General features: G+C 57.2%; 27 protein-coding genes and 1 riboswitch. Of the genes, 11 read left to right on the top strand and 16 right to left on the bottom strand.

The features are described from left to right. Positions 1-32: 32 nt before the first annotated feature. Positions 33-128: riboswitch (TPP riboswitch) on the bottom strand. Between the two features lie 104 nt (positions 129-232). Further along, complete coding sequence (locus tag CHR62_RS10385; RefSeq protein ID WP_158214000.1) at positions 233-613, bottom strand: helix-turn-helix domain-containing protein; 381 nt, start codon at positions 611-613, stop codon at positions 233-235. 115 nt (positions 614-728) lie between these two features. On the opposite strand from CHR62_RS10385, the gene CHR62_RS10380 reads away from it, so the two are divergent. Beyond that, entirely contained in the window at positions 729-1,490 is a 762-nt protein-coding gene (locus CHR62_RS10380; RefSeq protein ID WP_093969465.1) for a helix-turn-helix domain-containing protein, read from the top strand. Positions 1,491-1,509: 19 nt separating this feature from the next. Here the strand turns inward: CHR62_RS10380 and proB are convergent, their stop codons facing one another. The 6 genes from proB to CHR62_RS10350 all read right to left on the bottom strand — a co-directional run bounded on the left by proB (position 1,510) and on the right by CHR62_RS10350 (position 6,447). After that, positions 1,510-2,646 (bottom strand): glutamate 5-kinase, encoded by a 1,137-nt coding sequence (gene proB, locus CHR62_RS10375; RefSeq protein WP_093969464.1) that lies wholly within the window; start codon positions 2,644-2,646, stop codon positions 1,510-1,512. A 36-nt stretch (positions 2,647-2,682) separates the two neighbouring features. Further along, positions 2,683-3,804 carry a GTPase ObgE gene (gene obgE, locus CHR62_RS10370; RefSeq protein WP_093969463.1) on the bottom strand — a complete coding sequence of 374 codons (1,122 nt, stop codon included), beginning with the start codon at positions 3,802-3,804 and terminating at the stop codon, positions 2,683-2,685. An 86-nt stretch (positions 3,805-3,890) separates the two neighbouring features. Next, the gene (gene rpmA / locus CHR62_RS10365) at positions 3,891-4,151 is read right to left on the bottom strand and encodes a 50S ribosomal protein L27 (RefSeq protein WP_093969462.1); all 261 of its coding nucleotides are present in this window, start codon (positions 4,149-4,151) and stop codon (positions 3,891-3,893) included. Between the two features lie 28 nt (positions 4,152-4,179). After that, complete coding sequence (rplU, locus tag CHR62_RS10360) at positions 4,180-4,491, bottom strand: 50S ribosomal protein L21 (protein WP_123660885.1); 312 nt, start codon at positions 4,489-4,491, stop codon at positions 4,180-4,182. Between the two features lie 140 nt (positions 4,492-4,631). Next, complete coding sequence (gene argJ / locus CHR62_RS10355; protein ID WP_093969460.1) at positions 4,632-5,858, bottom strand: bifunctional glutamate N-acetyltransferase/amino-acid acetyltransferase ArgJ; 1,227 nt, start codon at positions 5,856-5,858, stop codon at positions 4,632-4,634. A gap of 73 nt (positions 5,859-5,931) precedes the next feature. Further along, positions 5,932-6,447 carry a MarR family winged helix-turn-helix transcriptional regulator gene (locus CHR62_RS10350; protein ID WP_233574959.1) on the bottom strand — a complete coding sequence of 172 codons (516 nt, stop codon included), beginning with the start codon at positions 6,445-6,447 and terminating at the stop codon, positions 5,932-5,934. A 279-nt stretch (positions 6,448-6,726) separates the two neighbouring features. Between CHR62_RS10350 and CHR62_RS10345 the strand changes: the two genes are divergently transcribed. From CHR62_RS10345 to CHR62_RS10320, 6 genes are read left to right on the top strand one after another with little or no spacing between them, the layout of a single operon-like run. Further along, positions 6,727-9,066, top strand: a complete 2,340-nt coding sequence (locus CHR62_RS10345; RefSeq protein ID WP_093969458.1) for a bifunctional salicylyl-CoA 5-hydroxylase/oxidoreductase — start codon at positions 6,727-6,729, stop codon at positions 9,064-9,066. Then, on the top strand, positions 9,063-9,851 hold the full coding sequence (locus tag CHR62_RS10340) for an SDR family NAD(P)-dependent oxidoreductase (RefSeq protein WP_093969457.1): 789 nt from the start codon (positions 9,063-9,065) through the stop codon (positions 9,849-9,851). The genes CHR62_RS10345 and CHR62_RS10340 overlap by 4 nt, the downstream gene beginning before the upstream one ends. A 23-nt stretch (positions 9,852-9,874) precedes the next feature. Beyond that, positions 9,875-10,723, top strand: coding sequence for an enoyl-CoA hydratase family protein (locus CHR62_RS10335; protein WP_093969456.1), 849 nt, complete (start codon positions 9,875-9,877; stop codon positions 10,721-10,723). Next, positions 10,724-11,899 carry an acyl-CoA dehydrogenase family protein gene (locus CHR62_RS10330; RefSeq protein WP_123660884.1) on the top strand — a complete coding sequence of 392 codons (1,176 nt, stop codon included), beginning with the start codon at positions 10,724-10,726 and terminating at the stop codon, positions 11,897-11,899. 29 nt (positions 11,900-11,928) lie between these two features. Then, positions 11,929-13,581, top strand: coding sequence for an AMP-binding protein (locus CHR62_RS10325; RefSeq protein WP_123660883.1), 1,653 nt, complete (start codon positions 11,929-11,931; stop codon positions 13,579-13,581). 38 nt (positions 13,582-13,619) lie between these two features. Beyond that, positions 13,620-14,030, top strand: a complete 411-nt coding sequence (locus CHR62_RS10320; protein ID WP_123660882.1) for a RidA family protein — start codon at positions 13,620-13,622, stop codon at positions 14,028-14,030. A 178-nt stretch (positions 14,031-14,208) separates the two neighbouring features. Here the strand turns inward: CHR62_RS10320 and hemL are convergent, their stop codons facing one another. Genes hemL through CHR62_RS10305 form a run of 3 tightly spaced genes read right to left on the bottom strand, consistent with a single transcriptional unit; the run spans position 14,209 to position 16,948 of the window. After that, complete coding sequence (gene hemL / locus CHR62_RS10315; RefSeq protein WP_123660881.1) at positions 14,209-15,486, bottom strand: glutamate-1-semialdehyde 2,1-aminomutase; 1,278 nt, start codon at positions 15,484-15,486, stop codon at positions 14,209-14,211. Positions 15,487-15,512: 26 nt separating this feature from the next. Then, positions 15,513-16,151, bottom strand: coding sequence for a thiamine phosphate synthase (gene thiE / locus CHR62_RS10310; protein WP_123660880.1), 639 nt, complete (start codon positions 16,149-16,151; stop codon positions 15,513-15,515). After that, a complete protein-coding gene (locus tag CHR62_RS10305; protein WP_123660879.1) occupies positions 16,148-16,948 on the bottom strand; it encodes a bifunctional hydroxymethylpyrimidine kinase/phosphomethylpyrimidine kinase in 801 nt (266 codons plus the stop codon). Before CHR62_RS10305 ends, thiE begins: the two co-directional genes overlap by 4 nt. A gap of 105 nt (positions 16,949-17,053) precedes the next feature. Here CHR62_RS10305 and CHR62_RS10300 point away from each other — a divergent pair, with 105 nt between their 5' ends. From CHR62_RS10300 to CHR62_RS10285, 4 genes are read left to right on the top strand one after another with little or no spacing between them, the layout of a single operon-like run. Further along, the gene (locus CHR62_RS10300) at positions 17,054-17,218 is read left to right on the top strand and encodes a rubredoxin (protein WP_093969449.1); all 165 of its coding nucleotides are present in this window, start codon (positions 17,054-17,056) and stop codon (positions 17,216-17,218) included. A 19-nt stretch (positions 17,219-17,237) separates the two neighbouring features. Next, positions 17,238-17,822 (top strand): YqgE/AlgH family protein, encoded by a 585-nt coding sequence (locus tag CHR62_RS10295; RefSeq protein WP_093969448.1) that lies wholly within the window; start codon positions 17,238-17,240, stop codon positions 17,820-17,822. Beyond that, complete coding sequence (gene ruvX / locus CHR62_RS10290; RefSeq protein WP_093969447.1) at positions 17,815-18,225, top strand: Holliday junction resolvase RuvX; 411 nt, start codon at positions 17,815-17,817, stop codon at positions 18,223-18,225. The genes CHR62_RS10295 and ruvX overlap by 8 nt, the downstream gene beginning before the upstream one ends. Positions 18,226-18,235: 10 nt before the next feature. Beyond that, entirely contained in the window at positions 18,236-18,988 is a 753-nt protein-coding gene (locus tag CHR62_RS10285; protein ID WP_093969581.1) for a 1-acyl-sn-glycerol-3-phosphate acyltransferase, read from the top strand. 26 nt (positions 18,989-19,014) lie between these two features. Here CHR62_RS10285 and CHR62_RS10280 read toward each other — a convergent pair whose 3' ends face one another. The 6 genes from CHR62_RS10280 to CHR62_RS10255 form a co-directional block, all read right to left on the bottom strand. Further along, the gene (locus CHR62_RS10280; protein ID WP_123660878.1) at positions 19,015-19,848 is read right to left on the bottom strand and encodes a symmetrical bis(5'-nucleosyl)-tetraphosphatase; all 834 of its coding nucleotides are present in this window, start codon (positions 19,846-19,848) and stop codon (positions 19,015-19,017) included. Continuing rightward, on the bottom strand, positions 19,845-21,023 hold the full coding sequence (gene lptG / locus CHR62_RS10275) for an LPS export ABC transporter permease LptG (protein ID WP_123660877.1): 1,179 nt from the start codon (positions 21,021-21,023) through the stop codon (positions 19,845-19,847). The genes CHR62_RS10280 and lptG overlap by 4 nt, the downstream gene beginning before the upstream one ends. A gap of 100 nt (positions 21,024-21,123) precedes the next feature. Then, positions 21,124-21,828 carry a monofunctional biosynthetic peptidoglycan transglycosylase gene (gene mtgA / locus CHR62_RS10270; RefSeq protein ID WP_093969444.1) on the bottom strand — a complete coding sequence of 235 codons (705 nt, stop codon included), beginning with the start codon at positions 21,826-21,828 and terminating at the stop codon, positions 21,124-21,126. Between the two features lie 16 nt (positions 21,829-21,844). Beyond that, a complete protein-coding gene (aroE, locus tag CHR62_RS10265) occupies positions 21,845-22,720 on the bottom strand; it encodes a shikimate dehydrogenase (RefSeq protein WP_123660876.1) in 876 nt (291 codons plus the stop codon). Then, the gene (locus CHR62_RS10260) at positions 22,717-23,580 is read right to left on the bottom strand and encodes a TonB family protein (protein ID WP_093969442.1); all 864 of its coding nucleotides are present in this window, start codon (positions 23,578-23,580) and stop codon (positions 22,717-22,719) included. The genes aroE and CHR62_RS10260 overlap by 4 nt, the downstream gene beginning before the upstream one ends. Next, positions 23,577-25,469 (bottom strand): ribonuclease catalytic domain-containing protein, encoded by a 1,893-nt coding sequence (locus CHR62_RS10255; RefSeq protein WP_123660875.1) that lies wholly within the window; start codon positions 25,467-25,469, stop codon positions 23,577-23,579. Before CHR62_RS10255 ends, CHR62_RS10260 begins: the two co-directional genes overlap by 4 nt. Between the last annotated feature and the right edge of the window lie 5 nt (positions 25,470-25,474).

The raw sequence follows: 25,474 nt of genomic DNA, 5'->3' as shown, positions 1-25,474 counted from the left end.
ATGACGCTATGGAGCCGAATAGGGAGGCAACGGTACTGAAGGATTTTGCTCCCAGCATCGGCATTATCCGTACTGGTACAAAGGGTTTGTCTCAACCTGCCCGAAGGCAAGTACCCCTGCATGAGCGCGCAGTATAGGAGATTGGTGCAAATTGCGCCAGCCCGCCCGAAGCGTTATGTAGCGTCATCGGAAGACGCGATTGGCTAAAGCCCTTAGCTAGAGATGTGCTGCGTTAACCGGTTCTGACGTTTTGTGTCCAGGTCAGGATGACGTCTTCGATCATGCGTCGTTGCTCTGCCGACAAGGACTGGACGTCGGCTACGCTGATGCGTTCAAAGGGCCAGACTTGAGCTGCGTGGTTCGCCAGACTGTTGTCTTGCAGCGTTAACGCAGAACTGGCCGGGATCTCCATGGCGCCGATGCCTTCTGCCAGCCATGACGGGCTTATCTTCAGTGCGGCGGCCAATTTCAACAACTGTCGTGGGCTGGCGCGCAACCGAGTTTCGTAATTGGAAATTGCGCCCTGAGAGATTTTCGCTGCCTGCGCCAGTTCTTTCTGGGTCAGGTTGCGCAAATTTCGAGCGTGTTTGAGGCGTTCGGCTAAGGTGTTCACAAACGTGATTGAAGCGCCTAGTTCAATCACGTTGGTAATAATTAAAATTACGTATGTGATATTCGGGTAAATTATCGATTAGATTTTTTATTACGTTTCGTGAGGTGTGATCAAAATGTCGTTGCCGTTAATACTTTGGTACGAGCCGAAAGACACGCCAGCCCAGGTCTCCGAGCAAGGTCTGGTGGCGTGTTGCACGACCTTGGGCGCTGCTGGCTTCGAACGGGTCAGCTGTAAGAGCGCATCGCAATTATTGTCAAAAGCGGCCTTAATAGCGCGAAAGCGTGCGCTTGATGACGAAGATAGCAGGCCACGTATGTTTGCCGTGCTGTGCGGCTTGCTGGCCGAAAATGCAGCGTTGGCACACTTGTTGCGCGTAGATTTTCCGCACATGGGTATTGCGGCATTCGTCCCTGACTTGCACGAAGACACTCAACTATTAGCCTTGCAGTCTGGCATTGATATGTATTTCACACCAAATGCGTCCGATCGCCTTGTGGTGGCTGGCGTATTTGCGCTGTTGCGTCGTATGACGGGTAGTGACCCCGCTGCACAGTTGTTCGATGCTCCGCCCGCGTGGCGTTTTACAGAAAATGCCTGGAAATTGGTCAGCCCTGAAGGCCAAGAGGTACCGTTGACCACGACCGAGCGCGCCTTCATGCTGGCGTTGGCATCGTCTGACGAGCGTAGCGCAACACACGAGCAACTGCTGAAAGCCGCAGGCAGTTATTTGGCGGCAGAAGCCGATGGCGCCAAACGCGAACGATTAAGCGTGCTTGTCAGTAGAATGCGTCGCAAGTTTCAGGCTCGAAACCTCGAGTTGCCAGTGCGCTCTTTACACGGCTCGGGCTATATGTTTGTGGGGCCGATGGCGTAATCAGTTGTTATTGGCCGACCTACGATTGCCGCAAAAACACCATATTGTCACGATGCATCAGTTCGGCATCCGACATGCTGCCGAGAATTTCGGCAATGCGTGCGGTGGGCTGGCGCATGATGCGCCGGGTGTCAGTGGCCGAATAATTGATCAGGCCTCGCCCGCATTCGCGTCCTTGCTGGTCGATACAGGCCACGACATCACCCCGTTCGAAATCACCGTCGACATGAATGACGCCAATTGGCAGGAGGCTTTTGCGACCACTGGTCAAGGCTTTGACTGCGCCGTCGTCAAGCGTGACTTTGCCGCGCAGCCGAAGATGATTGGCAATCCAGCGCTGACGCGCGGATCTGACCGGGAGCAGGGCGCGTAGTTCACTGCCTATACGTTCGCCGTTGGCAAGCCGCTGCAAGACGTGCGGCTCGCGCCCTGACGCAATGATGGTGTGGGCGCCGCTATTGGCGGCGCGGCGCGCTGCCATTACTTTGGTCAGCATGCCGCCTGTTCCGATGCCGCTGCCGGCGCCGCCGGCCATGGCTTCCAGTGCTGGGTCTCCGGCTTGTGCGACCTGAATCAGTTCGGCTTCGGGGTTTTTGCGCGGGTCGGCGCTGAACAGACCGGCCTGATCAGTAAGAATGATCAGCGCGTCGGCTTCGATAAGATTGGTAACGAGTGCGCCCAATGTGTCGTTGTCACCAAACCGAATTTCATCGGTGACGACGGTGTCATTTTCGTTGACGATGGGCACCACACCCAGCGACAGCAAGGTATATAGCGTTGTCCGCGCGTTCAGGTAGCGCTCGCGGTCGGCCAGGTCTTCGTGGGTGAGCAGAATTTGTGCCGTGCGAATGCCATGACGTGCGAAGGCAACTTCGTAGGCTTGTACCAGACCCATTTGGCCAACTGCCGCAGCCGCCTGAAGCTCGTGCATGGCTTGCGGGCGCTTGGCCCAACCCAAGCGTGCCATACCTTCGGCGATGGCGCCGCTGGACACCAGCACAACCTCGCGCCCTTGCTGGTGCAGGGCGGCGATTTGCGCGGCCCATTCACCGACGGCAACCAGGTCGATGCCTCGCCCTTCGTTGGTGACCAGGGAAGAGCCGACTTTGGCAACAATACGTTTCGATTTGGCGACGACTGAGGTCTCGGAAGACATGGCTGAAACTGAAGGTAAAGGGGAAGCGATAGGGAGTCAGGAGGCGTCGGGCGTGTCGACCGGGCCGCGTGTGTCGTCGAAGCGAGGGTCTTCAGCAACATACGAACCATCGGCCTTGTCGGACGCCGTATTGGCGCGCTGTCGCTCTTCGTCGAGCCAGTCTTGCAGTGCCCAGATCAGGTCTTGCGTGCCTTCACCGGTAAGTGCAGAAATGGCAAATACCGGGCCTTTCCAGTCAAGCGCCTTGCAAATGCGTTTCTTGACGTCTTCGGGGTCAGCCACCATGTCGAGCTTGTTCAGGACAAGCCAGCGGGGTTTCTCGTAAAGCGTCTGGTCGTACTTGCGAAGCTCTTCGACAATGGCCTGGGCGCCCTCTACGGCAGGGCCGACGGGATCGATGTCGGGGTCGGGCGAGGAGACGTCGACCAGATGCAACAGCACTCGTGTGCGGGACAAATGGCGCAAGAATAAATGCCCCAGCCCGGCGCCCTCGGAGGCGCCTTCAATGAGGCCAGGGATATCGGCAATAACGAAACTGCGTGATTCGGACGTGCGAACGACCCCCAGATTAGGGTGCAGTGTTGTAAATGGGTAGTCGGCAATTTTGGGACGCGCGTTTGAAACCCGGCTGATGAAGGTGGATTTACCGGCATTAGGCAAACCCAGCAGGCCGACGTCGGCCAATACTTTGAGCTCGAAACGCAGGCGGCGCTGCTGGCCTTCTTGACCGTAGGTGAATTGCTTGGGCGCGCGATTGGTGCTGGACTTGAAGTGCAGGTTACCTTTGCCGCCGTCGCCGCCAGCCGCCAGTGTGACTTGCTGGTTGTGACGGTCGAGGTCGAATAATTGCTCGCCTGTGTCAGCGTCAAAAATTGTGGTGCCGACAGGGACGCGCAAGGTGATGTCGGGGGCAGCTGCGCCGTACTGGTCAGACCCGCGGCCGTTTTCACCATTTTTGGCGCGATGCAGACGCGAATAGCGGAAGTCGATAAGGGTATTGATGTTGCGGTCGGCAATGGCATAAATACTGCCGCCACGCCCGCCGTCACCGCCGTCAGGCCCACCCCTTGGGATGAACTTTTCGCGGCGAAAGCTCGCGGCGCCGTTACCGCCTTTGCCGGCAATAACTTCGATGGTGGCTTCGTCTACGAATTTCATGGGGCCCGTCGCTTAAAAATTAAGAGGATATTCTAAAACAAAAAGCCCTACCGGCTGGTAGGGCTTTGCGCGCAAGATTGCAGAGCTTAGTCAGCCGATACAACCGATACGGTGCGCTTGTTCAGTGCGCCTTTAACGGCGAACTTTACTTGGCCGTCGACCAGCGAGTACAGCGTGTGGTCTTTACCAATACCGACGTTGACGCCGGGGTGGAATTGCGTACCACGCTGGCGAACAATGATGGAGCCGGCGTTAATTGCCTGACCACCGTAAACTTTTACACCCAGTCGTTTCGATTCTGAATCGCGACCGTTCCGCGTTGAGCCGCCGCCTTTCTTTTGTGCCATGTTTAGCTCCTGATGACCTTATCCGAAATTACACGTTGACTGTGTCAATGCGCAGTTCGGTGTAGTTTTGACGATGGCCTTGACGCTTTTGATAGTGCTTGCGACGGCGCATTTTGAAGATTTTTACCTTGTCGTGCCGACCTTGCGCAAGAACAGTTGCCTTGACCACGGCACCGGCGACTAATGGCGTACCAATTTTAAGCTGGTCGCCTTCACCTACCGACAATACCTGGTCTAGCGAGATTTCTTGCCCGATGTCTGCTGGTATCTGTTCTACCTTGAGTTTTTGGCCAGCGACAACACGATACTGTTTGCCACCGGTTTTTATGACCGCGTACATGTGGGAATACCTCAAAAAAATATCTTGGCAAAATGCCAAGCTGGCTATTATGGCTTAAAAAACCGTTTGAAGTCAACAGCTAAGGGCGGGCAAGGGTGTGCCCGGCGCCCTGGCTGTTGTGTTTTGGGCAACGTGCAAACTTACGAACGGTAGTCGGCGTTGATGCTGACATAGTCGTGCGAGAAGTCGCAGGTGTAGACCGTTTCGGTGACGTTGCCTCTGCCCAGTGCGATGCGTACTGCGATTTCGGCCTCTTTCATGATGCGTTGGCCGTCTGCTTCGACGTAATCGGGGTGCCGTTGGCCATTGCTGGCCACCAGAACGTCGCCTAGCCACAGGTTGACACCACCGACATCCAGGTCAGTAATGCCGGCATAGCCGATAGCCGCCAAAATACGGCCCAAGTTTGGGTCACTGGCGTAAAACGCCGTTTTTACCAAGGGCGAATGGGCAACGGCGTAAGCTACTTTGAGGGCCTCGTCGGTGTTGCTTGCGCCTTCAACCCGGATTGTCATGAATTTGGTGGCGCCTTCGGCATCACGCACGATTTTTTGGGCCAGGTCGAGGGCGGCTTCGGCCAATGCCTGGTAAAGCGCGGGATAGGCGGGGTGCTCGCGTGAGTCGATAGACAGCCCGCACTGGCCCGTGGCCATGACAATGAACGAATCATTGGTCGAGGTGTCGCCATCGACAGTGATGCGGTTGAATGATTGGTTGGCCAGGTCGGCCGCTACTTGCTTGAGCAGTGCCGGTGCAATACCTGCGTCGGTCGCCAGGTAACCCAGCATGGTGGCCATATTGGGTTTAATCATGCCCGCGCCTTTGCTGATGCCGGTAATGGTCACGGTGTGGCCATTGATATCGACGCGGCGAGAGCTGATTTTGGGCTGGGTGTCGGTGGTCATGATGCCATAGGCGGCGTCGAACCAGTTGTCGGGTGACAGGTTGCCAATAGCTGCGGGCAGGCCGGCCACGAGGCGATCGACTGGTAAGGGCTCGAGAATGACGCCCGTAGAAAACGGCAGGATTTGATTGGCCGCCAAGCCCAGCAGTTTGGCCAGCGCTTCACAAGTGTCGTGCGTGGCTTTAAGCCCCGGGGTGCCGGTGCCGGCATTTGCATTGCCTGTGTTGACGACCAGCGCCCGAATTTCAGACCCTGACGTCAGGTTGGCCTCGCAGACTTGCACTGGTGCAGCCCGAAAGCGGTTTTGCGTAAATACGCCGGCGACGGCGGTGCCGGGCGCCAGACGAAAGACGGTCAGGTCTTTGCGGTTGGCTTTGCGGATGCCGGCTTCGGCGATGCCGATTTCTACACCGGCGACCGGAAATACGCTGGATTTTTCGGGAATTTGCAAATTGACGGCCATGGCTGCACTCGCACAAAAAAATGAGGCCCGCAGTGCGGGCAAAAAGTCATTTTATCGTATGCGGCCTGCGCTGTTAGTCGCGCGCCGCCAAGCGGGTTTGGGCCAGCAGTTTAAGTTCGCCCAGCGCATCGAAAAGCGCTTTTCGGCTTTTATCGGATAGCCCGCTGAACAGGCCCTGGATCCAGTGTTCGTGAGCATCGGCCATTTTTTTGAAAGCGCGCTTGCCCTTTGGTGTCAGGCGAATGATGGAGCTGCGCCGATCGGAGGCGACCTTCAGGCGTTCGACCAGGCCTTCTTTTTCGAGTTGATCGGTAATACCGGTGATGTTGCCGTTGGTCACCATCATGTGTCGGGATAGCTCGCTCATTTTCATGCCTTCGGGCACGCGCAGTAACTGAGCCATCAGATCGAAACGAGGCAGCGTGGTTTCGAAGTCGATGCGCAGGCGGCTGCGGATGTCGCCTTCGATAAGGTTGCAGCATGTGAGCAACCGTAGCCACAGACGCAGGTCGTCGTGGTCGTCGGGGCCTGCCCGGCTTTCAAGATCGGGGCGATAGAGTTCGCCGGTAAGGGGGTGCATAGCGTTCATGGGCAACAAGTTCAAATGCGGGGAATTTGGCCGAAAATGCAGCCAAATTAGTCCAAGTCTAAACGAAAACAATATCAAGGTTTACCATTTATATAGTTTAATCTTGAAGTTTTCTATTAGGGGTTGTTTCTAGTGTCCCGGATATTGTGCGGCGCCGCATAAAAAAAGCATTGCACGCGGTTTTTTTTCTGTATATAGTTTAAACCTAAACTAAATAAGGTTTGCGCGTACCTCTTGCCAAACGCGCTCAAATTTCAAGAAAACTCTCGGAGAACGCTCATGAATATCGTATGTATTGGTGGAGGTCCCGCTGGCCTGTATTTTGGTCTGCTCATGAAGCTCAGCGATCCTAGCCACGAAGTAACCGTCATCGAGCGCAATCGACCGTACGATACGTTTGGCTGGGGTGTTGTGTTTTCAGACGCTACCCTCGAAAACCTGAAAGAAGCCGACCCGGTCTCTGCCGAACGCATTGCGCAGGCTTTCAACCACTGGGACGACATCGAGATTCTGTACAAAGACCGCGCAATTCGTAGCGGTGGTCACGGGTTCATTGGTATTGGTCGTAAGAAGCTGCTGAACATCCTGCAAGATCGTTGCAAAGAGTTGGACGTCAACCTGGTGTTCGAAACCGACGTTACCGACGATCAGGAAATCGCTGTTAAGTACAAGGCCGATCTCGTTATCGCTTCCGACGGTCTGAACAGCCGTGTGCGTACACGCTACGCCGACACATTCCAGCCCGATATCGACACCCGTCATTGCCGCTTTGTTTGGCTGGGCACCAAAAAAACGTTCGATGCCTTCACGTTTGCTTTCGTCAAAACAGAGCACGGTTGGTTCCAGGCGCACGCCTACCAGTTCGAGCCCGGTACATCGACTTTTATTGTCGAAACCCGCGACGAAACCTGGCAAGCTCACGGCATTGACAAAATGAGTCAGGAAGAAGGCATCGCCTTCTGCGAAAAAATCTTCGCCCCTTACCTCGATGGCAACCCGCTGATTTCGAATGCCTCCCACCTGCGTGGCTCGGCTATCTGGATTCGTTTCCCCCGTGTTATTTGCGGCAAGTGGGTTCACCGTCAAACGCTGCCCGACGGGCGCACCGTACCCATTATTCTCATGGGCGATGCCGTTCACACAGCACACTACTCCATTGGCTCGGGTACTAAACTGGCGCTCGAAGACGCGATCGAGTTGCATCGCTGCCTGATCGCCAAGAACCTCGACCTCAATGAAGGTCTGCAGCACTACGAAGATGTCCGTAGTGTCGAGGTCGCAAAAATCCAGAACGCTGCCCGTAACTCGACCGAGTGGTTCGAGAACGTGTCGCGCTACGAAAACTTCGAGCCTGAGCAGTTTGCTTATTCGTTGCTGACCCGTTCGCAGCGTATCTCGCACGAGAACCTGCGCGTACGTGACCCGAAATGGATCGACGGCTACGAGCGCTGGCTGGCCAAGCAGTCGGGTGCCAAAGCCGACGGCGATCACCCCGTGCCCCCCATGCATACACCGTTCAAGCTGCGCGACGTTACGCTTAAAAACCGTATCGTCATGTCGCCAATGGCCATGTATTCGTGCGTTGACGGCGTACCTGGCGACTTCCACCTGGTCCATCTGGGTTCGCGTGCCATGGGCGGCGCCGGTTTGGTCATGGTCGAAATGACGTGTGTCTCGCCCGAAGCCCGTATTACGCCCGCTTGCCCTGGCCTCTGGAACGATGAGCAGGCATCGGCATTCAAGCGCATTACTGACTTCATTCACCAGAATACCGACGCTAAAGTCGGCGTCCAGATTGGGCATGCCGGCCGCAAGGCATCGACCAAGGTTAGCTGGGAAGGCACCGATTTGCCGCTTGACGAAGGCAATTGGCCTATCGTTTCGGCATCGCCTATTCCATACATCGAAGGTGTGTCTCAAACACCGTCAGAAATCACACGCGCCCAAATGGACGAGGTCCGCGATCAGTTTGTGGCAGCAACACGCCGCGCTGTGACCGCTGGCTTCGACTGGCTCGAGTTGCACTGCGCACACGGCTACCTGCTGTCCAGCTTCATTTCGCCGCTTACTAACGTACGTAAAGACGAATACGGTGGTTCGCTGGAAAACCGCATGCGCTACCCGCTCGAAGTCTTCAAGGCCATGCGCGCCGTCTGGCCACAAAATCTGCCCATGGCCGTTCGCATCTCGGCACACGACTGGGCCGAAGGCGGCATCACACCCGACGACGCCATCGAAATCGCCCTTATGTTCAAGGCGGCTGGTGTCGATTTGGTTGACTGCTCGTCCGGTCAGGTGGTGCGCCACGAAAAACCGGTCTATGGCCGTATGTTCCAAACGCCGTTTGCCGACCGTATCCGCAACGAAGCTGGCATTCCGACCACAGCGGTCGGTACCATTTTCGAGGCTGATCACGTCAACAGCATCATCGCTTCGGGTCGTGCCGATCTTTGCGCCGTAGGTCGTCCGCATCTGGCTGACGCGGCGTGGACACTGCGCGAATCGGCACGTATTGGCTACACCGACGTTACCTGGCCCAAGCAGTACTTCCCGGCCAAACGTCAGCTTGAGAGTTACTTCGAGCGGGCTGCTGCTTACGCACAGCCAGTTGGCAAATGATCGGCGCTGCGGCGGGAGCGCCGCGGCATGCCTTGGTCACCGGTGCCTCTCGGGGCATCGGCCTGATGGTGGCCGAGCGCCTGCTGCAGCAAGGTTGCAAGGTCACCCTCATGGGCCGCAGCGCTTCGTCGCTGCAAAAGGCAACCGAACAATTGGCTGTGCTGGGTGACGTTGCTTACGTCACCGGCGATATTGTCGAAGGGGCGGTGGTCAAGGCCGCCTTTGCCCAGGCGCGCGAGCGCTTCGGGCCCATCGAGATCCTGGTCAATAATGCAGGTCAGGCGATCAGCGAACGTTTCGATCGTTTAACTGAAGACGGCTGGCATCAGATGCTGGCGGTTAACCTGACCGGTACATTCCACTGTATTCAAGCCGCCATGCCAGATATGCTGGCGGCCAAGTGGGGGCGCATTGTCAATGTGGCCAGTACCGCCGGTTTGCAAGGGTATGCTTATGTCAGTGCCTACTGCGCCGCCAAACATGGCGTGGTTGGTTTAACGCGTTCGTTAGCGCTCGAAGTGGCCCGCAAAGGTATTACGGTCAATGCCGTGTGCCCGGGTTACACCGAAACTGATCTGGTTCGCGAGGCGCTCGACAACATCATGCAAAAAACTGGCATGTCGCTTGACGAAGCCAAGGCCAAGCTGGCCGAAGGCAACCCTCAGGGGCGTCTGGTGCAACCGGCCGAAGTCGCTGACGCGATTGCCTGGCTGTGTCAGCCGGGTGCCAGTGCTGTAAATGGTCAATCTATCCCCGTCGACGGGGGCGAAGTCATGGTGGGCTAAGCCTGCCTAACGAAGGAGTTTTCATGACGACAGAACACACCATGGCCCACCATACGGGCCCCATGGCCGGTTACGAGGCCCGCAACTTTTTGTGGCAAGTATCCGAAGACGGCAAAGTCGCCACCATTACGCTGAACCGTCCCGATCGCAAGAACCCGCTGACATTCGAGTCCTATGCCGAGTTGCGTGACCTGTTCCGCAAGCTGGTTTATGCCAACGACATCAAAATGGTGGTTATCACCGGTGCGGGCGGCAACTTCTGTTCGGGTGGCGATGTGCACGAAATCATCGGCCCGCTCACCAAAATGACGATGCCTCAATTGCTCGAGTTCACCCGCATGACGGGTGATCTGGTCAAAGCCATGCGCGCCTGCCCGCAGCCCATTATTGCGGCGGTTGACGGCGTGTGTGCCGGCGCAGGCGCGGTAGTTGCGTTAGCGTCTGACATGCGTTTGGCCACCGAGCAAACCAAAACAGCGTTTTTGTTCACCCGCGTGGGTTTGGCCGGCGCCGATATGGGCTCGTGCGCGATTCTGCCGCGTATTATTGGCCAGGGGCGGGCGTCCGAATTGCTTTACACAGGTCGCTCCATGTCGGCCCAAGAAGGTTATAACTGGGGCTTCTACAACAGTCTGCACTCGTCCGATGCCTTATTGGCCGAAGCACAAAAGTTGGCGCAGCAGTTGGCCAATGGTCCGACGTTTGCACATGCCATGACCAAAAAGGCACTGCACCAAGAGTGGGCTATGGGTGTTGACGAAGCGATTGAAGCCGAGGCGCAAGCTCAGGCTATTTGCATGCAGACTAAAGACTTTCATCGTGCGTACCACGCGTTTGTAGCCAAACAGAAACCCGTTTTCGAAGGTGACTAAATGACCGACACGACATGGCTTGATTGGCCGTTCTTCGACGAGCGTCATCCGGCGTTCGCCCGGGAACTCGACGCTTGGTGTGAAGCGAATTTGTCCAGTATCGATCACAGCGATACCGATCAGGCGTGTCGTGACCTGGTGCGTGCGCTGGGGGATGCCGGTTGGTTAACGGTCGCCGTACCGTCGGGCCCCGGTGGCGCCTGGGGCGGCCGCTGGCCCGAAATCGACTCGCGCGCCGTGTGTATTGTGCGCGAAACGCTGGCGCGTCACGACGGTTTGGCCGATTTTGCGTTTGCCATGCAAGGTTTGGGTAGCGGCGCTATTTCAATAGCCGGCAGCGACGACCTGCGCATGCGTTACTTGCCACGGGTTGCCCGTGGTGACGCTATAGCGGCGTTTGCGCTGTCCGAGCCTAATGCTGGCTCCGATGTCGCCGCCATGTCGTGCGAGGCAACGCTGGAAGGCGATCACTATGTGATCAACGGTGAAAAAACCTGGATTTCCAACGGTGGAATCGCCGATTTCTACTGCGTGTTTGTGCGTACTGGCGAAGCCCCGGGCGCACGCGGCATTTCGGCGTTTGTTGTCGATGCCGACACGCCGGGCTTAACGATTGCCGAGCGTATCGACGTCATCGCACCGCATCCACTGGCGCGACTGAAATTCGAGAACTGCCGTATTCCGGTCTCGCAGCGTCTGGGCGACGCCGGCCAGGGCTTTAAAATTGCCATGATGACGCTGGATATTTTCCGTGCATCGGTTGCTGCGGCCGCGTTAGGCTTTGCCCGTCGCGCCCTGGAAGAGGGCACGGCACGTGCGAAATCGCGACCTATGTTTGGTCAGACACTGGCCGACCTGCAATTGACTCAGGCTGCCTTGGGCGACATGGCTACCGATATCGATGCTTCGGCATTGCTGACATATCGTGCGGCCTGGATGCGCGATGTACAAAAGCAACGGACCACCCGCGAAGCGGCCATGGCCAAAATGACAGCTACTGAATCTGCGCAACGCGTTATCGATCGCGCGTTGCAAATGTTTGGCGGCCAGGGCGTGGTGTCGGGCGAACCCGTAGAAAAACTTTACCGTGAAATCCGTGCCTTGCGCATTTACGAAGGCGCAACCGAAGTGCAGAAACTGATCATTGCGCGCGAGCTGCTCAAGAACTCGCCGTAATCCATAGCCAATAAAAAGAGGAGACACAGTTGGAAAGATCTGCCCATATTGATACATTTGCCCGCGACAATCTGCCACCCGTCGAGCTTTGGCCCGAATTTTTGCTCGACGGTAATTCCGATGTCGCTTATCCGGCCCGTTTGAACGCTGCTGTAGAGCTGGTCGATCGTCATGTCGAACAAGGCCGCGGCGACAATATCGCGTTGCGTTGGCCCGAGGGTAACGAAAAAAAGTCATTGTCCTATGCCGAGCTTAAACGCCTGACCGACCAGATCGCCCAGGTACTGGTCGAAGACATGGGGCTGGTGCCTGGCAACCGCGTGTTGCTGCGTGGCCCTAATAACCCCATGATGGCGGCCAGTTGGTTGGCGGCCGTCAAGGCCGGTCTGGTCACTGTACCCACCATGCCTTTGCTGCGCGCATCAGAAATCAAGCCGGTTGTTGATAAAGCTGAAATCACGGCTGTGTTGTGCGACAAGCGTCTTGCTGACGAAATCGAGCATTGCTTCGACGCTGCGCATCCGGCGTATTGCCCGTCGCTTAAAAGTGTTCGTTACTTTTGCGACAATGGCCCCGATGCGCTCGAGACATTGGCTGCGGCCAAGTCGGGCCAGTTTCAGGCCTGCGACACTGCAGTCGACGATGTCTGCCTGATTGCGTTTACCAGCGGTACGACAGGCAAGCCCAAAGGGTGCATGCACTTTCACCGCGATGTTCTGGCTATGTGCGACACCTTCTCGAAGCACATTCTCAAGCTCGACGCAGGCGACATCATTTGCGGTACGCCGCCGTTGGCCTTTACGTTCGGGTTGGGTGGCATGCTGTGTTTCCCGCTGCGTGTCGGTGGCTCGACGGTACTTATCGAAAAGCTGTCGCCCGACGAACTGCTGGCCAAGGTCGAGCAGTTTGGGGTGACGACAACCTTTACCGCTCCGACGTTTTATCGCCAGATGGCGGCCCTGGTTGGCAAATACAACCTGTCCAGCCTGAAGCGCACAGTATCGGCAGGTGAAGCCTTGCCAGACACGACACGTCAGCTTTGGAAAGAAGCGTCAGGCATTGAAATGACCGACGGTATCGGCGGCACCGAAATGATCCACGTGTTCGTGTCCAGCCCACCCGAAGACGTGCGACGTGGCGCCATTGGCAAAGTTGTGCCCGGCTATATTGCGCAAGTTGTCGACGATGATTTCAACCCGGTGGGTACGGGTGTTGTTGGTCGGCTGGCCATTAAAGGCCCGACAGGCTGCCGTTATCTGGCCGACGATCGTCAAACGGTCTATGTCCAGAATGGCTGGAACTTGCCTGGCGACACGTTCAAAATGGACGAAGACGGCTACCTTTACTACCAGGCGCGTAATGACGACATGATCATTTCGGCCGGCTACAACATTGCCGGGCCCGAAGTCGAAGACGCCATGCTCAAGCACGAGGCTGTTGCTGAATGCGGTGTGGTCGGTCAGCCCGACCCCGAGCGCGGCAACATCGTTAAAGCTTTTGTGGTGCTCAAGCCTGGCTTCGAAGGTAATGCTGCGTTGGTCAAGGCATTGCAAGACCACGTCAAAGCCACCATCGCTCCGTACAAATACCCGCGCGCTATCGAGTTCGTCGCCAAGCTGCCGCGCACTGAAACAGGCAAATTGCAACGGTTCGTTCTTAGGCAACAAGCCCAACAGAGCTAACTATTTTTTGATTTTTATTTGATTTACACGAGGCAATCATGAAAATTTTGCAACCCCCAAATTGGACCGAACCCCGCGGTTACGCCAACGGTACTATGGCCGAAATGCAACCCGGCAGCCGTTTGATTTTTGTTGGGGGCCAGATCGGCTGGAATGCCCAGCAGCAGTTCGAAACCGACAACTTGGCCGAGCAGGTTGGCCAGACGTTGCGCAACATTGTCGACGTGTTGAAAGAGGGCGGCGCTGGCCCCGAACACATTACCCGCATGACTTGGTATGTGGTCGACAAGCAAGAGTACACCTCGCAGCTACGTGAAATCGGCCAGCATTACCGTGCCACTATCGGTCGCAACTTCCCGGCCATGACGGCCATCGAAGTGGCCGCCCTGATCGAAGACCGTGCGCGCGTTGAAATCGAGGTGACTGCGGTCGTGCCTCCGGCTGCCTGATCTTTCGACTGATCGGTAAATCCAGAAAAACGCCCCGGGGTATCTAATACCCCGGGGCGTTTCTGTTTTTGCGTTACGCTGAACCCAGTAAGGTCTGAGCCAGGCGGAACCGTGCGTTGAGCGCGATAACCGGGTCCTTGCATGCAACAGTCAAGGGCCCCGGCGCTATCTACAAGGCCTATAGCTTTGCAAACACCTCTTCGGCAGCGTCAAGAGTTGCATTGATGACGTCGTCGTCGTGTGTGGCCGATACAAACCCGGCCTCGAAGGCTGACGGCGCAAAGTAAATGCCTTTGATCAGCATGGCATGGAAGAACTTCTTGAACAGCTCGACATCACATTCGGACACTTCGGCTAAGGTCGTCGGGATACGTTCGCGGAAATACAGGCCGAACATACCACCGACGTAATCGGCGCTAAACGGAATGCCGGCGTTTTCGGCGCGCTCAGCCAGGCCATCGGCCAATTTGCGGGTTTGGGCTTCCAGGCGGTCGTAGAAGCCCGGCTCGGATAGCAACTTGAGGGTGACCAGGCCTGCAGCAACCGCGACGGGGTTGCCGGACAGCGTGCCCGCCTGGTAAACAGGCCCCAACGGGGCGACGTATTCCATGATGTCGGCCCGGCCGCCAAATGCACCGACTGGCATGCCGCCGCCAATGACTTTGGCTAACGTGGTGATGTCGGGTTTGACGCCTGTTAGACCTTGAACCCCTTGCGGGCCGACACGGAAGCCGGTCATGACCTCATCGAAAATCAGCAATGCGCCATGTTTGGTGCATAGTTGGCGCAAGGCTTCGAGGAAGCCCGGCTGCGGGCGAACCAGATTCATGTTGCCGGCGATGGGTTCGACAATAATGCAGGCGATTTCGTCGCCGTGGGCCTTGAAGGCGGCTTCGACGGCATCGATGTTGTTGAAGTCGAGCACCAGTGTGTGCTGGATGAACTCGGGCGGTACGCCGGCCGACGTCGGGTTCCCGAAGGTGAGCATACCGGAGCCTGCCTTGACGAGCAGGCTGTCGGCGTGGCCGTGATAGCAGCCTTCGAATTTGATGATCTTGGAGCGTTTGGTGTAACCGCGGGCCAGCCGGATAGCGCTCATGGTGGCTTCGGTGCCCGAACTGACCAGGCGCACTTTTTCGATAGAGGGTAGGCGCGCCACCAAGGCTTCGGCAATTTCGATTTCGGCTTCGGTGGGTGCCCCAAACGACAGGCCGTTGACGGCAGCATCTTGGACGGCTTTGATGACTTCGGGGTGGGCGTGGCCCAGGATGGCGGGGCCCCATGAGCCGACATAGTCGGTATAGCGTGTGCCTTGGGCATCCCACACATAGGGGCCGTTGGCGCGCTCAATAAAGCGCGGAACGCCACCCACCGAGCGGAAGGCCCGAACTGGCGAGTTGACCCCGCCGGGAATAGTTTGAGAGGCACGTTCGAAGAGGGCGGTATTACGTGGCATGGGCGGTATCTTTGAGCAAGTAAAAGTTAAAACAGGGCGGCGAAGCGTGCCGCGGTTGCCCGGACATCGGGCTGATCGAAAAGGCCGCCGATAACGGCAAGGCTATCGGCTCCGGCGCTAACGACCTGGGATGCATTATCGGCCGTAATGCCGCCGATAGCCACCAGAGCGACGGGTGGTTGGTCATTGAAAAGGCTGCGTACCTGCGCGAAAAGCGCAAGTGGTGCGCGAACGGCATCGGGTTTGACAGATGATGTAAATACAGTGCCAAAAGCTACATAGTCGACACCGTCGGCAATGGCAGTTTTGGCACGTTCAATTTCGTTGTAGCACGAACGACCGATAATTTTGCCGGGGCCGAGACGTTCGCGGGCTTGGCGGGCGGAGCCGTCGTCTTTGCCCAGGTGTACCCCGTCGGCGCCGACGGCAATGGCCAGATCGACGTCGTCGTTGATGATGAAAACAACGCCCAGCTGCCGGCAAAGTTGCGCCATGGCCAGGGCATGCCGGTGCGACAGCGTTGGCGACAACTGTTTTTGTCGCCACTGGAGTGTTTTCATCCCACCCAGAGCGGCGGACGTAACGGCTTCGTGCAGTGCCTCGAAGTGTGTGGTGTCGGGCGTGATGCCATACAGGCCGCGGGGGAGACGTTGTGCGTGGGTCATGGTGCTGTGCGGTTGATGAGGCGTGAACCCATGCCGGGCCGGAAGGTGCGTGCAGTGAGTTCGACGGTTGCTTTGATGGCGTCTTCTGCCGCACCCGGTAAGGCCTTACCTTGGCCCAGCGCTACCGTCAGCGCGCAGGCCAGGGGTCCGTCGAGGTTGGCGGTACGAGCCTGCGGGGCATGCCACGCCCAGTTGAAGACTTGCTGGTCGGGGCCGCGCAAGACATAGGCCCGATGACCCGGCCGAAGTGTTTCGCCCGTCGTGAGTACCCAGGGTGTGCCAAAGCTGCGTAAGGTGTCGGCCAGATGGCCGGCCCCCCGCCCGGGCAGAACGCCGTCGTTGCCCCACTGCGACAGCAGGCTGTCTTCAATAATGACCAGGTCGGTTTGCGGGAGCAAGAGTTCGCAGAGCGCGGCGTTGACCTCTTCGAGGTCGTGTTCGTTGCTGGCAAAAACCTGAGGCACGCCGGCCAAATGAACCACCAATGGAACATCGGCATAGTCGGCCGCAATTTGTGCCAGCACCCGGACAGCATCGGTGGTGTACAGCGGCCCAGCCTTGATGGCACGCACCGACATATCTTCGAGCAGGCAGCGTGCCTGGTCGTCGATGATGTCGGGACTGATGTCCTGGACGTCTTCGACGTTGGCGGTGTCTTGGATATGCAGCGCGGTGATGGCGCTGATGGCGTGGCCGCCCAGAGCGGCGCACGTAATGGCGTCGGCCGGCAAAAATGCCGAACCGGTTGGGTCGAATGGACCGAAAACGAGGACGATAGGGGGCGACGCTTCTTGCACTGAGGGAAACCCGGTTACTATTGGGATTAATCGAATTGACCCCATTCTATAGGATACCTGCCCTTGCCTTGGGCAGCTTTCAATATTTTCAGTGAGTAACAAGTAATGCGTACATGGATGTGTTTGATCTGTGGTTGGATTTATGATGAAGAAGCCGGGTTGCCCGACGAGGGTATTGCTCCCGGTACACGTTGGGAAGACGTTCCTCCCAACTGGGTGTGCCCCGAATGCGGCGCCCGCAAAGAAGATTTCGAGATGATGGAAGTTTAATTACCTTAAGGGGCGAGTCATGGCATCTGCTACACACCACACCGAACACCAGGTTGACTTGTCCAAACAGTTTTTGCTGGCCATGCCCGGCATGGTCGGCGGCGAGTGGGCCAACACGGTAGTTTTCTTGTGCGAACACAATAGTCAGGGTGCACTGGGCCTGGTGGTCAACCGGCCTACAGACCTTACCTTGGCCGATCTGCTCGAGCGTCTCTCCATCAGTTTCGCGCCCGGTGCCGCGGTTGCCGAGCAGCCCGTTTTTTATGGCGGCCCGGTGCATACTGACAGGGGTTTCGTGTTGCACACGCCAGGGCGTCAATATACGTCCAGTATCCCGTTGGGCGATGTTCTGCTCACCACGTCGCGCGATATTCTTGAAGATATCGCCGCGGGCAAGGGCCCCGACCATTATCTGGTGACGTTGGGGTACGCAGGTTGGGGCGCCGGTCAGCTGGAAAGTGAGCTGGCACAAAATGCGTGGCTCAATGTCGAATCATCCAATACCGTCATATTCGATGTGCCGTCCGAATCGCGCTACGAATCGGCGCTAGGCGTGTTGGGTATTCATTCTTCCATGCTGGCAGGTACGGCGGGGCATGCCTGAAGAAACCCTGTTGGCTTTCGATTATGGCCTGAAGAAAATAGGGGTGGCGCTGGCAAATACGCTAACGCGCCACGCCCGGCCTTTGACCATTATCACGGCCGAGCGCCGAGACTTGCGGTTTCAGGCTATAGCCAGCCTTATCAACGAATGGCGGCCCGATCGTGTGATTGTCGGCCTGCCGCTCGATACCTATGGCGCAGAGCAGTTGGCTACAACGCAGGCGCGTCGTTTCGCCAACCAGATTAACGGTCGCTTCGGTGTCCCGGTCGAGTTGGTCGACGAGCGAGGCTCCAGTCTCGAGGCGCAAGAGCGATTAGGCAGTCATCAGCCCGACGACGCGGTTGCAGCTGCTATTATCCTGCAGCGATACCTTGATGCTCCGGGTCAAGGTGCAACATCCTGAAGAGGTTATTTTGCGCGTAGTACTGTTTTTGATCCGAGTTCCCTTTGTGCTGTTATGGCTGGCTTCCAGCCTTTTTTGTGTCGCAACGATTTATCCCCTTGTCGGATTGCAAGGGCGGTCGCGGCTCAACAATATGTGGTCTCGCATGCTTATGGCCATATGCGGGGTCAAGGTTCAGGTGATTGGCCAGCCAGTCATGACGGGCTCCGCGTTATGGGTCGCTAATCATGTGTCCTGGATAGATATCTTTATCCTCAGCAGCGTTCGCTGCGTGGCGTTCATTGCCAAGCAAGATATCCGTAAATGGCCGGTTATCGGCTGGCTTGTCTATAAGGCGGGTACGGTGTTTATTGATCGCACCCAGCGCAATTCGGTGCGCCGCGTCGGCGAGCAAATGCAGGCCATGTTCGATACGGCTCAGGTGGTGGGGTTGTTTGCCGAGGGTACGACCAGCACGGGTTTCGATGTCTTGCCGTTTCATGCCAGTTTGTTCGAGCCGCCCCTGCGGGCCGGAGTTGTCATACAGCCGGTGGCCTTGAGGTTTTATCAAGGCACCCAGCGTAGCGATTTGTTGGCCTTTGTGGGTGAACAAACCTTGGTCGGCAATATGTGGGTGCTGCTGGGCGCAACAGGCAGTCGCGTCGAGGTTGAATTTTTACCGCCCATTCCGCCATCGGAAAGCCAGCCCTTGGGGCGGGCCGAAGTCGCGACTCTGGTGCGCGAGCAAATTCGTCATGCGGTTATTTGTGCGCCAACGTCATAATTGTCGGCGGGCTTGAGCCTGGCGATTTAAGGTTTTTGCGCCTGTTTGCACGATACCTGCACCAATTTGTGATCGTGCAGGCGCAATGCAGTAAGTTTGCCGCCCCACACACAGCCGGTGTCCAGACAAATGGCGTCGGGTCGTATCATCAAACCCAGCGTCGACCAATGTCCGAAGACAATGGTATGGTCGGCCGTTGCCCGGTTGGGTACGTCGAACCACGGGATCAGGTCGCCGTTGGTTGACGCATTGGGTGCGTTTTTGTAGCTGAACTCCATGTGCCCTTTTTTATTGCACATGCGAATCCGCGTCAGGGCATTGATAATCACCCGCAAACGCTTGTTATTGCCCAGGTCGTCACGCCAGTCGGCTGGTTCGTTACCATACATTTTTTCAAGCGTGCGCTTCCAGTTGGGTGAGCGCAGTGCGGCCTCGACTTCGCTGGCCAGCGCCAGGGTCTTGTCGACGTCCCATTTGGCCAGTACGCCCGCATGCACAAGCAGGTGACCGTGGGCGTAGTGCGCTAATGGGCGGTGACGCAGCCAGGTAATGATTTCGTCGGCATCAGGGGCTTTTAAGATGTCGGCTATGGTGTCCGACTTGCCGGGCTTGCGCACCCCAGCAGCCACCGCAAGCAGGTTTAGGTCGTGGTTGCCCAGCACGGTAACGGCTTTTTTCCGCATGCCCATGATGTGTCGTACGGTTTCAAGCGAACGGGGGCCGCGGTTGACAATGTCGCCAGCGAACCAGAGCTCGCGATTTCTATCGGCCGACAGGTCGGGGTGCTTGAGTAGGTCTTCAAGGGCATGACAGCACCCCTGAATATCGCCGATCATCCAGATGTCGTGATGTCTGGTCATCGGGCCGGCCGGCTGAACGGGTTGCGGCTGACCATGAATCGCCTGACGTTATGCTGGTTTTCCATCAAGATAAGCGCGCCAAGGGCCAACAATAACGCCGCAATGTTGGGGACGAGGGCTGTGACCCAGGGTGCCCATTTGCCGAGCATGCCGACGTTAAGCGCTAACTGGTTGATCATGAAAAAACCGACACCTAGCAAAATACCCACAAACACCTTGCCGCCAACGCCGCCGCGGCGGGTTTGCATAAAGCCAATGGGTGCCGCAATGGTGATCATGACCAGCAAGGTGAACGGGTACGCTAGCTTGCGCCACAGGGCGACGACTTCGCGGTCGGTTTGCAGGTTATTGGACTCAAGGTAGCTGATGTAGTCGGTCAATACCGAAATTGACATGCGTTCGGGTGTCAGAATACGAGCGATCAGGCGTTCGGGTGTAAGCGATGTGGGCAGGCTGCGTTGTTCGACACGATTAACTTGTGTGACCGGCATGTCGGGCACTTTGGCATCAGCTAGAGCCGAAATGGCCTGCGCATTTACGGCAGTTTCGGTGACCTGGTTCATGATCAAGGCGCCGTCGGCGAAGTAGCCGTCTACTGCTTGCGAATATGTGGCGAGTTCTTGGCCGTGACGAAACTCGTACAGCGTAATGCCGCCAACCCCGCCATTAGGCTTCAATTCAGCAATGTTGATCACACGCGTGCCGTTATCCGGGGCTTCTTCTTTGAACCAGTAGCCGCTGTTCAGTCGGCCGCCGCCAGCGCGCCCGAGTAATTGCAGGGTGGTTTCGCTTGTTTTGATTTCGGCCGCGGGGGTAACGATTTCAGACAAGATGAAGGCGCCGACGACCCAGGGGATGGTAATAACCCACAACATGCGCATGAGCTTCATGCCGCTGACGCCCGATACCCGGAAAATGACCAGTTCGTTGCGTTGCGCCAGGCTGGCCAGGGCAAGAATGGCCCCGATCAGCAAGCCTATGGGCAGCAATTCGTAGAGTCGCGTTGGCATTTGCAGCGCCTGCAGATAAAACAGGTTCAGCAGGGTGAATTTTTCACCGACGTCTTCCAGGTCTTCGATGAGCGCAAAAAAGGTAAATAAGCCCAGCAGTGCCAGTAAGACAACGGCACATGAGCGATTGATTTCGCGGGCAAGATAGCGACGAGCGGTGCGCATGAAGATTCAAATCAAAAAAGCCAAGTCGTAAGCTTAACAAACGACGCGCTATCGTGCGTTGTAATGCCACGATAAGGTGGTGGGTATGTTGTTGCCCAGTTCACGGAATGTCGACCATACGCATGCGCCGGGTAAGCGTGGCGGTGCGCGATTGCAGGTAAGTGGTGTTGCCGCGCCGGTCGTAGTAAGCGGGGTTGGGCAACATGGCGGCCAGGCGGGCAGCCTGTGCGCTGCCAAGCTGTGCCGCATCGCGTTTGAAGTAGTGTTGTGCGGCGGCCTGTGCGCCAAAAACATTGACGCCCCATTGCGCAATGTTCAGATAAAGCTCCAGAATGCGCTCTTTACTCATGACGGCTTCTATCATGTAGGTCAGGACAAGTTCTTGCCCTTTACGCAAGTAAGAGCGGTCGCTCGAAAGGAACAGGTTTTTTGCCAGTTGCTGGCTGATGGTTGACCCGCCGCGGATCCGGCTGCGGCCTTCGTCTGCCATTTGAATGTTGTATTCGAAGGCGCGTTTTATGGCTTCCCATTCGACGCCGCTGTGGGTCATGAAGTTGGCGTCTTCGGCCGCCACGACGGCGCGTTTCAAGTTCGGGCTGATACGGTCGTAGGGCACCCACTCGAAAGCAATTCGGGCATCGGGGTTATCGGCACGCAGTTCGGTTAGCGTGGCACGCATGAAGGCGCTGGTGTTGGGGTTGTTAAAGTTCAGCCAAACCACCATGACAAACAGGCCGAACTGATACAGCAGCAGGCCGAACAGGCCTAGCAGTGCAAAGAGTCCGGCGAGTCTGGCTTTTGACATTGGCTGGGGGCTCCGCTTATAGGTTGGCGTGCAATTGCGCGCGCAGCGCGATCAGCACAGGGCCGACATCGGGCAACACGCCATTCCAGATCTGGAAGCTGACGGCAGCTTGCCCGACCAGCATACCCAGCCCGTCGCAGACGTGCGCCGCCCCGGCGCTTTCGGCCCAGCGCATGAATGCTGTGGGCCGGGTGGCGTAGAACATGTCATAGGCAAGGGCGTTTGGTGCAAAGCGCGCGCCCGGCAGGTCCGGGGCCTTGTCGTCGATGCTGCTCGACGTCGCATTGATGACGATATCCCATTGACCGTCGGCCGAGTCCAGACCTCCGGCGCTGAGGGACAAGGCATAGGTCGGGGCAGCGTCCGTCATGGCGGCGTGCAAGGCCATGGCCTTTTCGACAGTTCTGTTGACAATGTGGAGTTTGGTGCATCCGGCCTCTAGAAGCGGCAGCGCGACACCTTTCGCCGCTCCACCAGCGCCCACCAGCAAAATGCGTTTCCCGGTCGGGTTTTGCCCCTGGCGCTCAAGGTCGTTCAGCAGCCCGATACCGTCGGTGTTGCATCCTTTAAGCTGGCCGTCTTGCATCCACAACGTGTTGACTGCACCGGCAACGCGGGCGCGTTCCGACAGGCCGTCTTTTGCCATTTGCCAGGCCTGTTCTTTAAACGGGACAGTCACGTTCAGGCCGACACCGCCATCGTCAAAAAATTGCTTTACCGTGCCCGCAAAATTGTCGAGTGGCGCGCACAACCTTTCGTAGACCAGTGATACCCCGGTTTGAGCGGCAAACGCCTCATGGATAAACGGTGAACGGCTGTGGGCGACAGGATTGCCAATGACGGCAAATTTTCGAAGTGCAGGGTTGGAGATGGGGGGCGCTGGGGTAGTCATTGGGTGATCAGTTGGTCGTTGGTGAAGTGCCAGGTTCGGGTAATGGCCAGAATATCCAGGTCTTTTGCGACTTCGGGTGGTAAAGGAGGGAACGGCGCAGCCAGTTGCACAATGCGCCGGGCTGCCAGGTTCAGTACCGGTTCGGACGATGGTCTGTTGATCTCGACACGCTCAAGAGAGCCGTCTTTTCTGATGTAGGTGGTGAGCTGTAGCGTACCGTAGATTTTGCCGCGTGCTTCTTGTGGGTAATGCGTGGTACCGATCTGTTCGATTTTTTGCCGCCAGGCTTCGACATATTGCGCATAGGCAGCTTGTTGCGCGGCTGGCCCTACAAACTGCTGCTTGGGTCGTGCGTTGTAACGTTCGATGCGCTCTTTCAGTGCTGCAATTTGTGCGGCAAGCAGAGCACTGTCCTGGATACGGTTGTCTTGGCCGGGATCATCTGATTGCTGCAGCAGATCGGGTCGTTGTGCTGTATTGACCTGCAGGCGGGCCTCAAGCTGGGTCAGCAATTGCTCTTGGCGCGCCTCCAGCTCGGCTTGGCGTTTGCGCATGGCTTCCAGAATGATTTCATCGGCTGCCTCGGTGCTGGTGCGCGGTAATGGGGTGCTGGCTACGGCGTTGTTGTTTGCCGTGTTGCCGCCGGCGTTCAGGTTGTTTTGTGCAGTCACCTGCGGTGCAACCGGAGCCGCTTCGGTGTGCGCGTTAACCAAGGTGACATCGAGCGATTGTGCCGGTGGGCGGGTTGGTTGCTGTGTGTGGGTAAAGCGCAGGGCCAGTGCCGCAGCGTGCAAAATCAGGGACGCCGCGATACCAATGTAAAGATAGGTTTTGCGCTCTATGGCCCACACGCGACTCATGGCTCCGGTGAAAGGGTCTCGATAAGGCGGCAATGAATCTCGAGCGAAAGCTCGTCGTAGCCTGTTATTGCCAGTTTGACCTGCGTACCGCGTTCGAGTTCGGGCAGACCGCCCACCCGGGTTACTAAGGGCGCACAATCGAACCTGACTAGGTCTTCGCGCAGTACGCTGGCGGTGACTTCGGTAATGCCTTGTTGTTGCAGCCAACGCAGGCACCAATAGCGTTCCATGGTGGACTGGAACTCGCCCCATGCGGCGTACTGCGCATCAAAGGCGCCAATAATGGCGAACAGGTCGGCTTCTTTGGGCTTGAAGGGCGCAACCAGTCGTGCCGATACGCCATGTTGTGCTGCGGCGATAATTTGCCCCTGATTGATCAGGTCGACATAGCGTCGCAAAGGCGAGGTGCACCATGCATACTGGGGCACGCCAATAGCTTCGTGGGGGAGCGCTTGCGTCGACATGCGAACACGCCCGGCCTGTTGCGAACGGTAGATGCCGGGCACGCCATGCTGGGCCATAAAAGCACCCCACAGTTTATTGGTCAGGATCATGTACTCGGCCACCAGGCGATCAAGCGGCGCGTTGCGTTGGCGCGGCACCAGCTTGACGATGCTTTCCGGGTCGTCTGGCGGGCCTTCGAGGTAAAACGAGTATTCGGTCCGGGTGTTGTTTTCCGGTTTGCCGCGTACGGCCTCACGTTCGCGGTTCAGGTGTCGCGAAAACTGCCATAAGGGGCGCAACCAATGCCCATAGGGCAGCGGTGCTTCGGGCGTGTCCAGCGCTTCTTCGGTCACGTCTGCATCCAGCCAGTTGTGCCGCAGGTTTTCTTTGACGCTGATGCGCTCAAGGCGGGTCTCGGTCGCGCTGACTTCTCCGGTCTCGAGGTTGGCCGTGACGTACAGCGACAAAGCGGGTTTGATTTGCCCGGCGTCCAGCGAGAACGCCTGGATCAGCGGTTCGGGCAGCATCGACACCTTTTGGCCGGGCATGTAAACCGTAGACATGCGGTTGCGTGCCATGTCGTCGAATTCGTTGCCGCGCTTGATCAGCAGGCCTGGGGCCGCAATGTGGATACCGATACGTACTTCGGAGGCTGAAATCGGGGTGACTGACAAGGCATCATCAACCTCGGTCGTGGTGATGTCGTCGATTGAGTAGGCCTCGACATCGGCAAACGGCAGTTCGTCTTCAACGGGCGGGATATCGAGCGTTTTGAGCTCGTGCCCCTTCGGGAAGTGGGTGGCGAAGAAGCGATCGCGGTGAAGCTTGAGCGGGTTGGGCCAGGCGCCGACCTGAAGCAATAATTTTTCGGGGCTTGTGCCCAGTTGAGTGACGGCCGCATCAAACGCCTTCCACTGCAAGGAGTTTTTGTCGGGCTTGACCAAAAAGCTTTGTGCAACAGCGGCCAAGTCTTCCGGTAGTCGACCTGCAACCAATTCATCCGTCCAGGCTTGTTGCTGTTCGGCTTGTTTTTGCTTTTTTTCGATGGCGGCCAAAGCGGCTTTGAGTATGTCAGGTGGAGCTGGACGGTATCTACCCTTACCGCGTCGATGAAAATAGGCCGGTGCGCTGTTCAGCGCAAAAATAAGAGCTGCCTTTTCAGTAGCCGACGGGGGGTGGCCGAAATACTCTTGCGCAAAGGCAATGGCTTCGAATTCGTCTTGCGGCGCACACTCCCACAAAAAATCAATTTCCAACGTGTCTGCCAGCGCATGCGCCTGAGCCAGGAGGGCTTGTGGCGCGGGCTGCTCGAATTGGAACAGTACGTGGGCTGCTTTTATTTTGCTGCGTTTTCCGCTTTCGGACTCGACCTGCAGGGTTGAGTCGCTTTGCGAAAAGATTTTTTCAGCCTTGAATGCGCCACTGTCTTCGTAGAGAACGTACATATATC

It is taken from the genome of Pusillimonas sp. NJUB218 (genome assembly GCF_003788685.1).
Classification (GTDB): Bacteria; Pseudomonadota; Gammaproteobacteria; order Burkholderiales; family Burkholderiaceae_B; genus Neopusillimonas.
This window is presented reverse-complemented; position numbering and strand designations above follow the sequence as displayed.

What these genes read in the sequence shown, in the direction of transcription:
- CHR62_RS10380 (WP_093969465.1), top strand. Translation starts at nt 729, where the DNA reads ATGTCGTTGCCGTTAATACTTTGGTACGAGCCGAAAGACACGCCAGCC.
- proB (WP_093969464.1), bottom strand. Translation starts at nt 2,646, where the DNA reads ATGTCTTCCGAGACCTCAGTCGTCGCCAAATCGAAACGTATTGTTGCC.
- obgE (WP_093969463.1), bottom strand. Translation starts at nt 3,804, where the DNA reads ATGAAATTCGTAGACGAAGCCACCATCGAAGTTATTGCCGGCAAAGGC.
- rpmA (WP_093969462.1), bottom strand. Translation starts at nt 4,151, where the DNA reads ATGGCACAAAAGAAAGGCGGCGGCTCAACGCGGAACGGTCGCGATTCA.
- rplU (WP_123660885.1), bottom strand. Translation starts at nt 4,491, where the DNA reads ATGTACGCGGTCATAAAAACCGGTGGCAAACAGTATCGTGTTGTCGCT.
- argJ (WP_093969460.1), bottom strand. Translation starts at nt 5,858, where the DNA reads ATGGCCGTCAATTTGCAAATTCCCGAAAAATCCAGCGTATTTCCGGTC.
- CHR62_RS10350 (WP_233574959.1), bottom strand. Translation starts at nt 6,447, where the DNA reads ATGAACGCTATGCACCCCCTTACCGGCGAACTCTATCGCCCCGATCTT.
- CHR62_RS10345 (WP_093969458.1), top strand. Translation starts at nt 6,727, where the DNA reads ATGAATATCGTATGTATTGGTGGAGGTCCCGCTGGCCTGTATTTTGGT.
- CHR62_RS10340 (WP_093969457.1), top strand. Translation starts at nt 9,063, where the DNA reads ATGATCGGCGCTGCGGCGGGAGCGCCGCGGCATGCCTTGGTCACCGGT.
- CHR62_RS10335 (WP_093969456.1), top strand. Translation starts at nt 9,875, where the DNA reads ATGACGACAGAACACACCATGGCCCACCATACGGGCCCCATGGCCGGT.
- CHR62_RS10330 (WP_123660884.1), top strand. Translation starts at nt 10,724, where the DNA reads ATGACCGACACGACATGGCTTGATTGGCCGTTCTTCGACGAGCGTCAT.
- CHR62_RS10320 (WP_123660882.1), top strand. Translation starts at nt 13,620, where the DNA reads ATGAAAATTTTGCAACCCCCAAATTGGACCGAACCCCGCGGTTACGCC.
- hemL (WP_123660881.1), bottom strand. Translation starts at nt 15,486, where the DNA reads ATGCCACGTAATACCGCCCTCTTCGAACGTGCCTCTCAAACTATTCCC.
- thiE (WP_123660880.1), bottom strand. Translation starts at nt 16,151, where the DNA reads ATGACCCACGCACAACGTCTCCCCCGCGGCCTGTATGGCATCACGCCC.
- CHR62_RS10300 (WP_093969449.1), top strand. Translation starts at nt 17,054, where the DNA reads ATGCGTACATGGATGTGTTTGATCTGTGGTTGGATTTATGATGAAGAA.
- CHR62_RS10295 (WP_093969448.1), top strand. Translation starts at nt 17,238, where the DNA reads ATGGCATCTGCTACACACCACACCGAACACCAGGTTGACTTGTCCAAA.
- ruvX (WP_093969447.1), top strand. Translation starts at nt 17,815, where the DNA reads ATGCCTGAAGAAACCCTGTTGGCTTTCGATTATGGCCTGAAGAAAATA.
- CHR62_RS10280 (WP_123660878.1), bottom strand. Translation starts at nt 19,848, where the DNA reads ATGACCAGACATCACGACATCTGGATGATCGGCGATATTCAGGGGTGC.
- lptG (WP_123660877.1), bottom strand. Translation starts at nt 21,023, where the DNA reads ATGCGCACCGCTCGTCGCTATCTTGCCCGCGAAATCAATCGCTCATGT.
- mtgA (WP_093969444.1), bottom strand. Translation starts at nt 21,828, where the DNA reads ATGTCAAAAGCCAGACTCGCCGGACTCTTTGCACTGCTAGGCCTGTTC.
- aroE (WP_123660876.1), bottom strand. Translation starts at nt 22,720, where the DNA reads ATGACTACCCCAGCGCCCCCCATCTCCAACCCTGCACTTCGAAAATTT.
- CHR62_RS10260 (WP_093969442.1), bottom strand. Translation starts at nt 23,580, where the DNA reads ATGAGTCGCGTGTGGGCCATAGAGCGCAAAACCTATCTTTACATTGGT.
- CHR62_RS10255 (WP_123660875.1), bottom strand. Translation starts at nt 25,469, where the DNA reads ATGTACGTTCTCTACGAAGACAGTGGCGCATTCAAGGCTGAAAAAATC.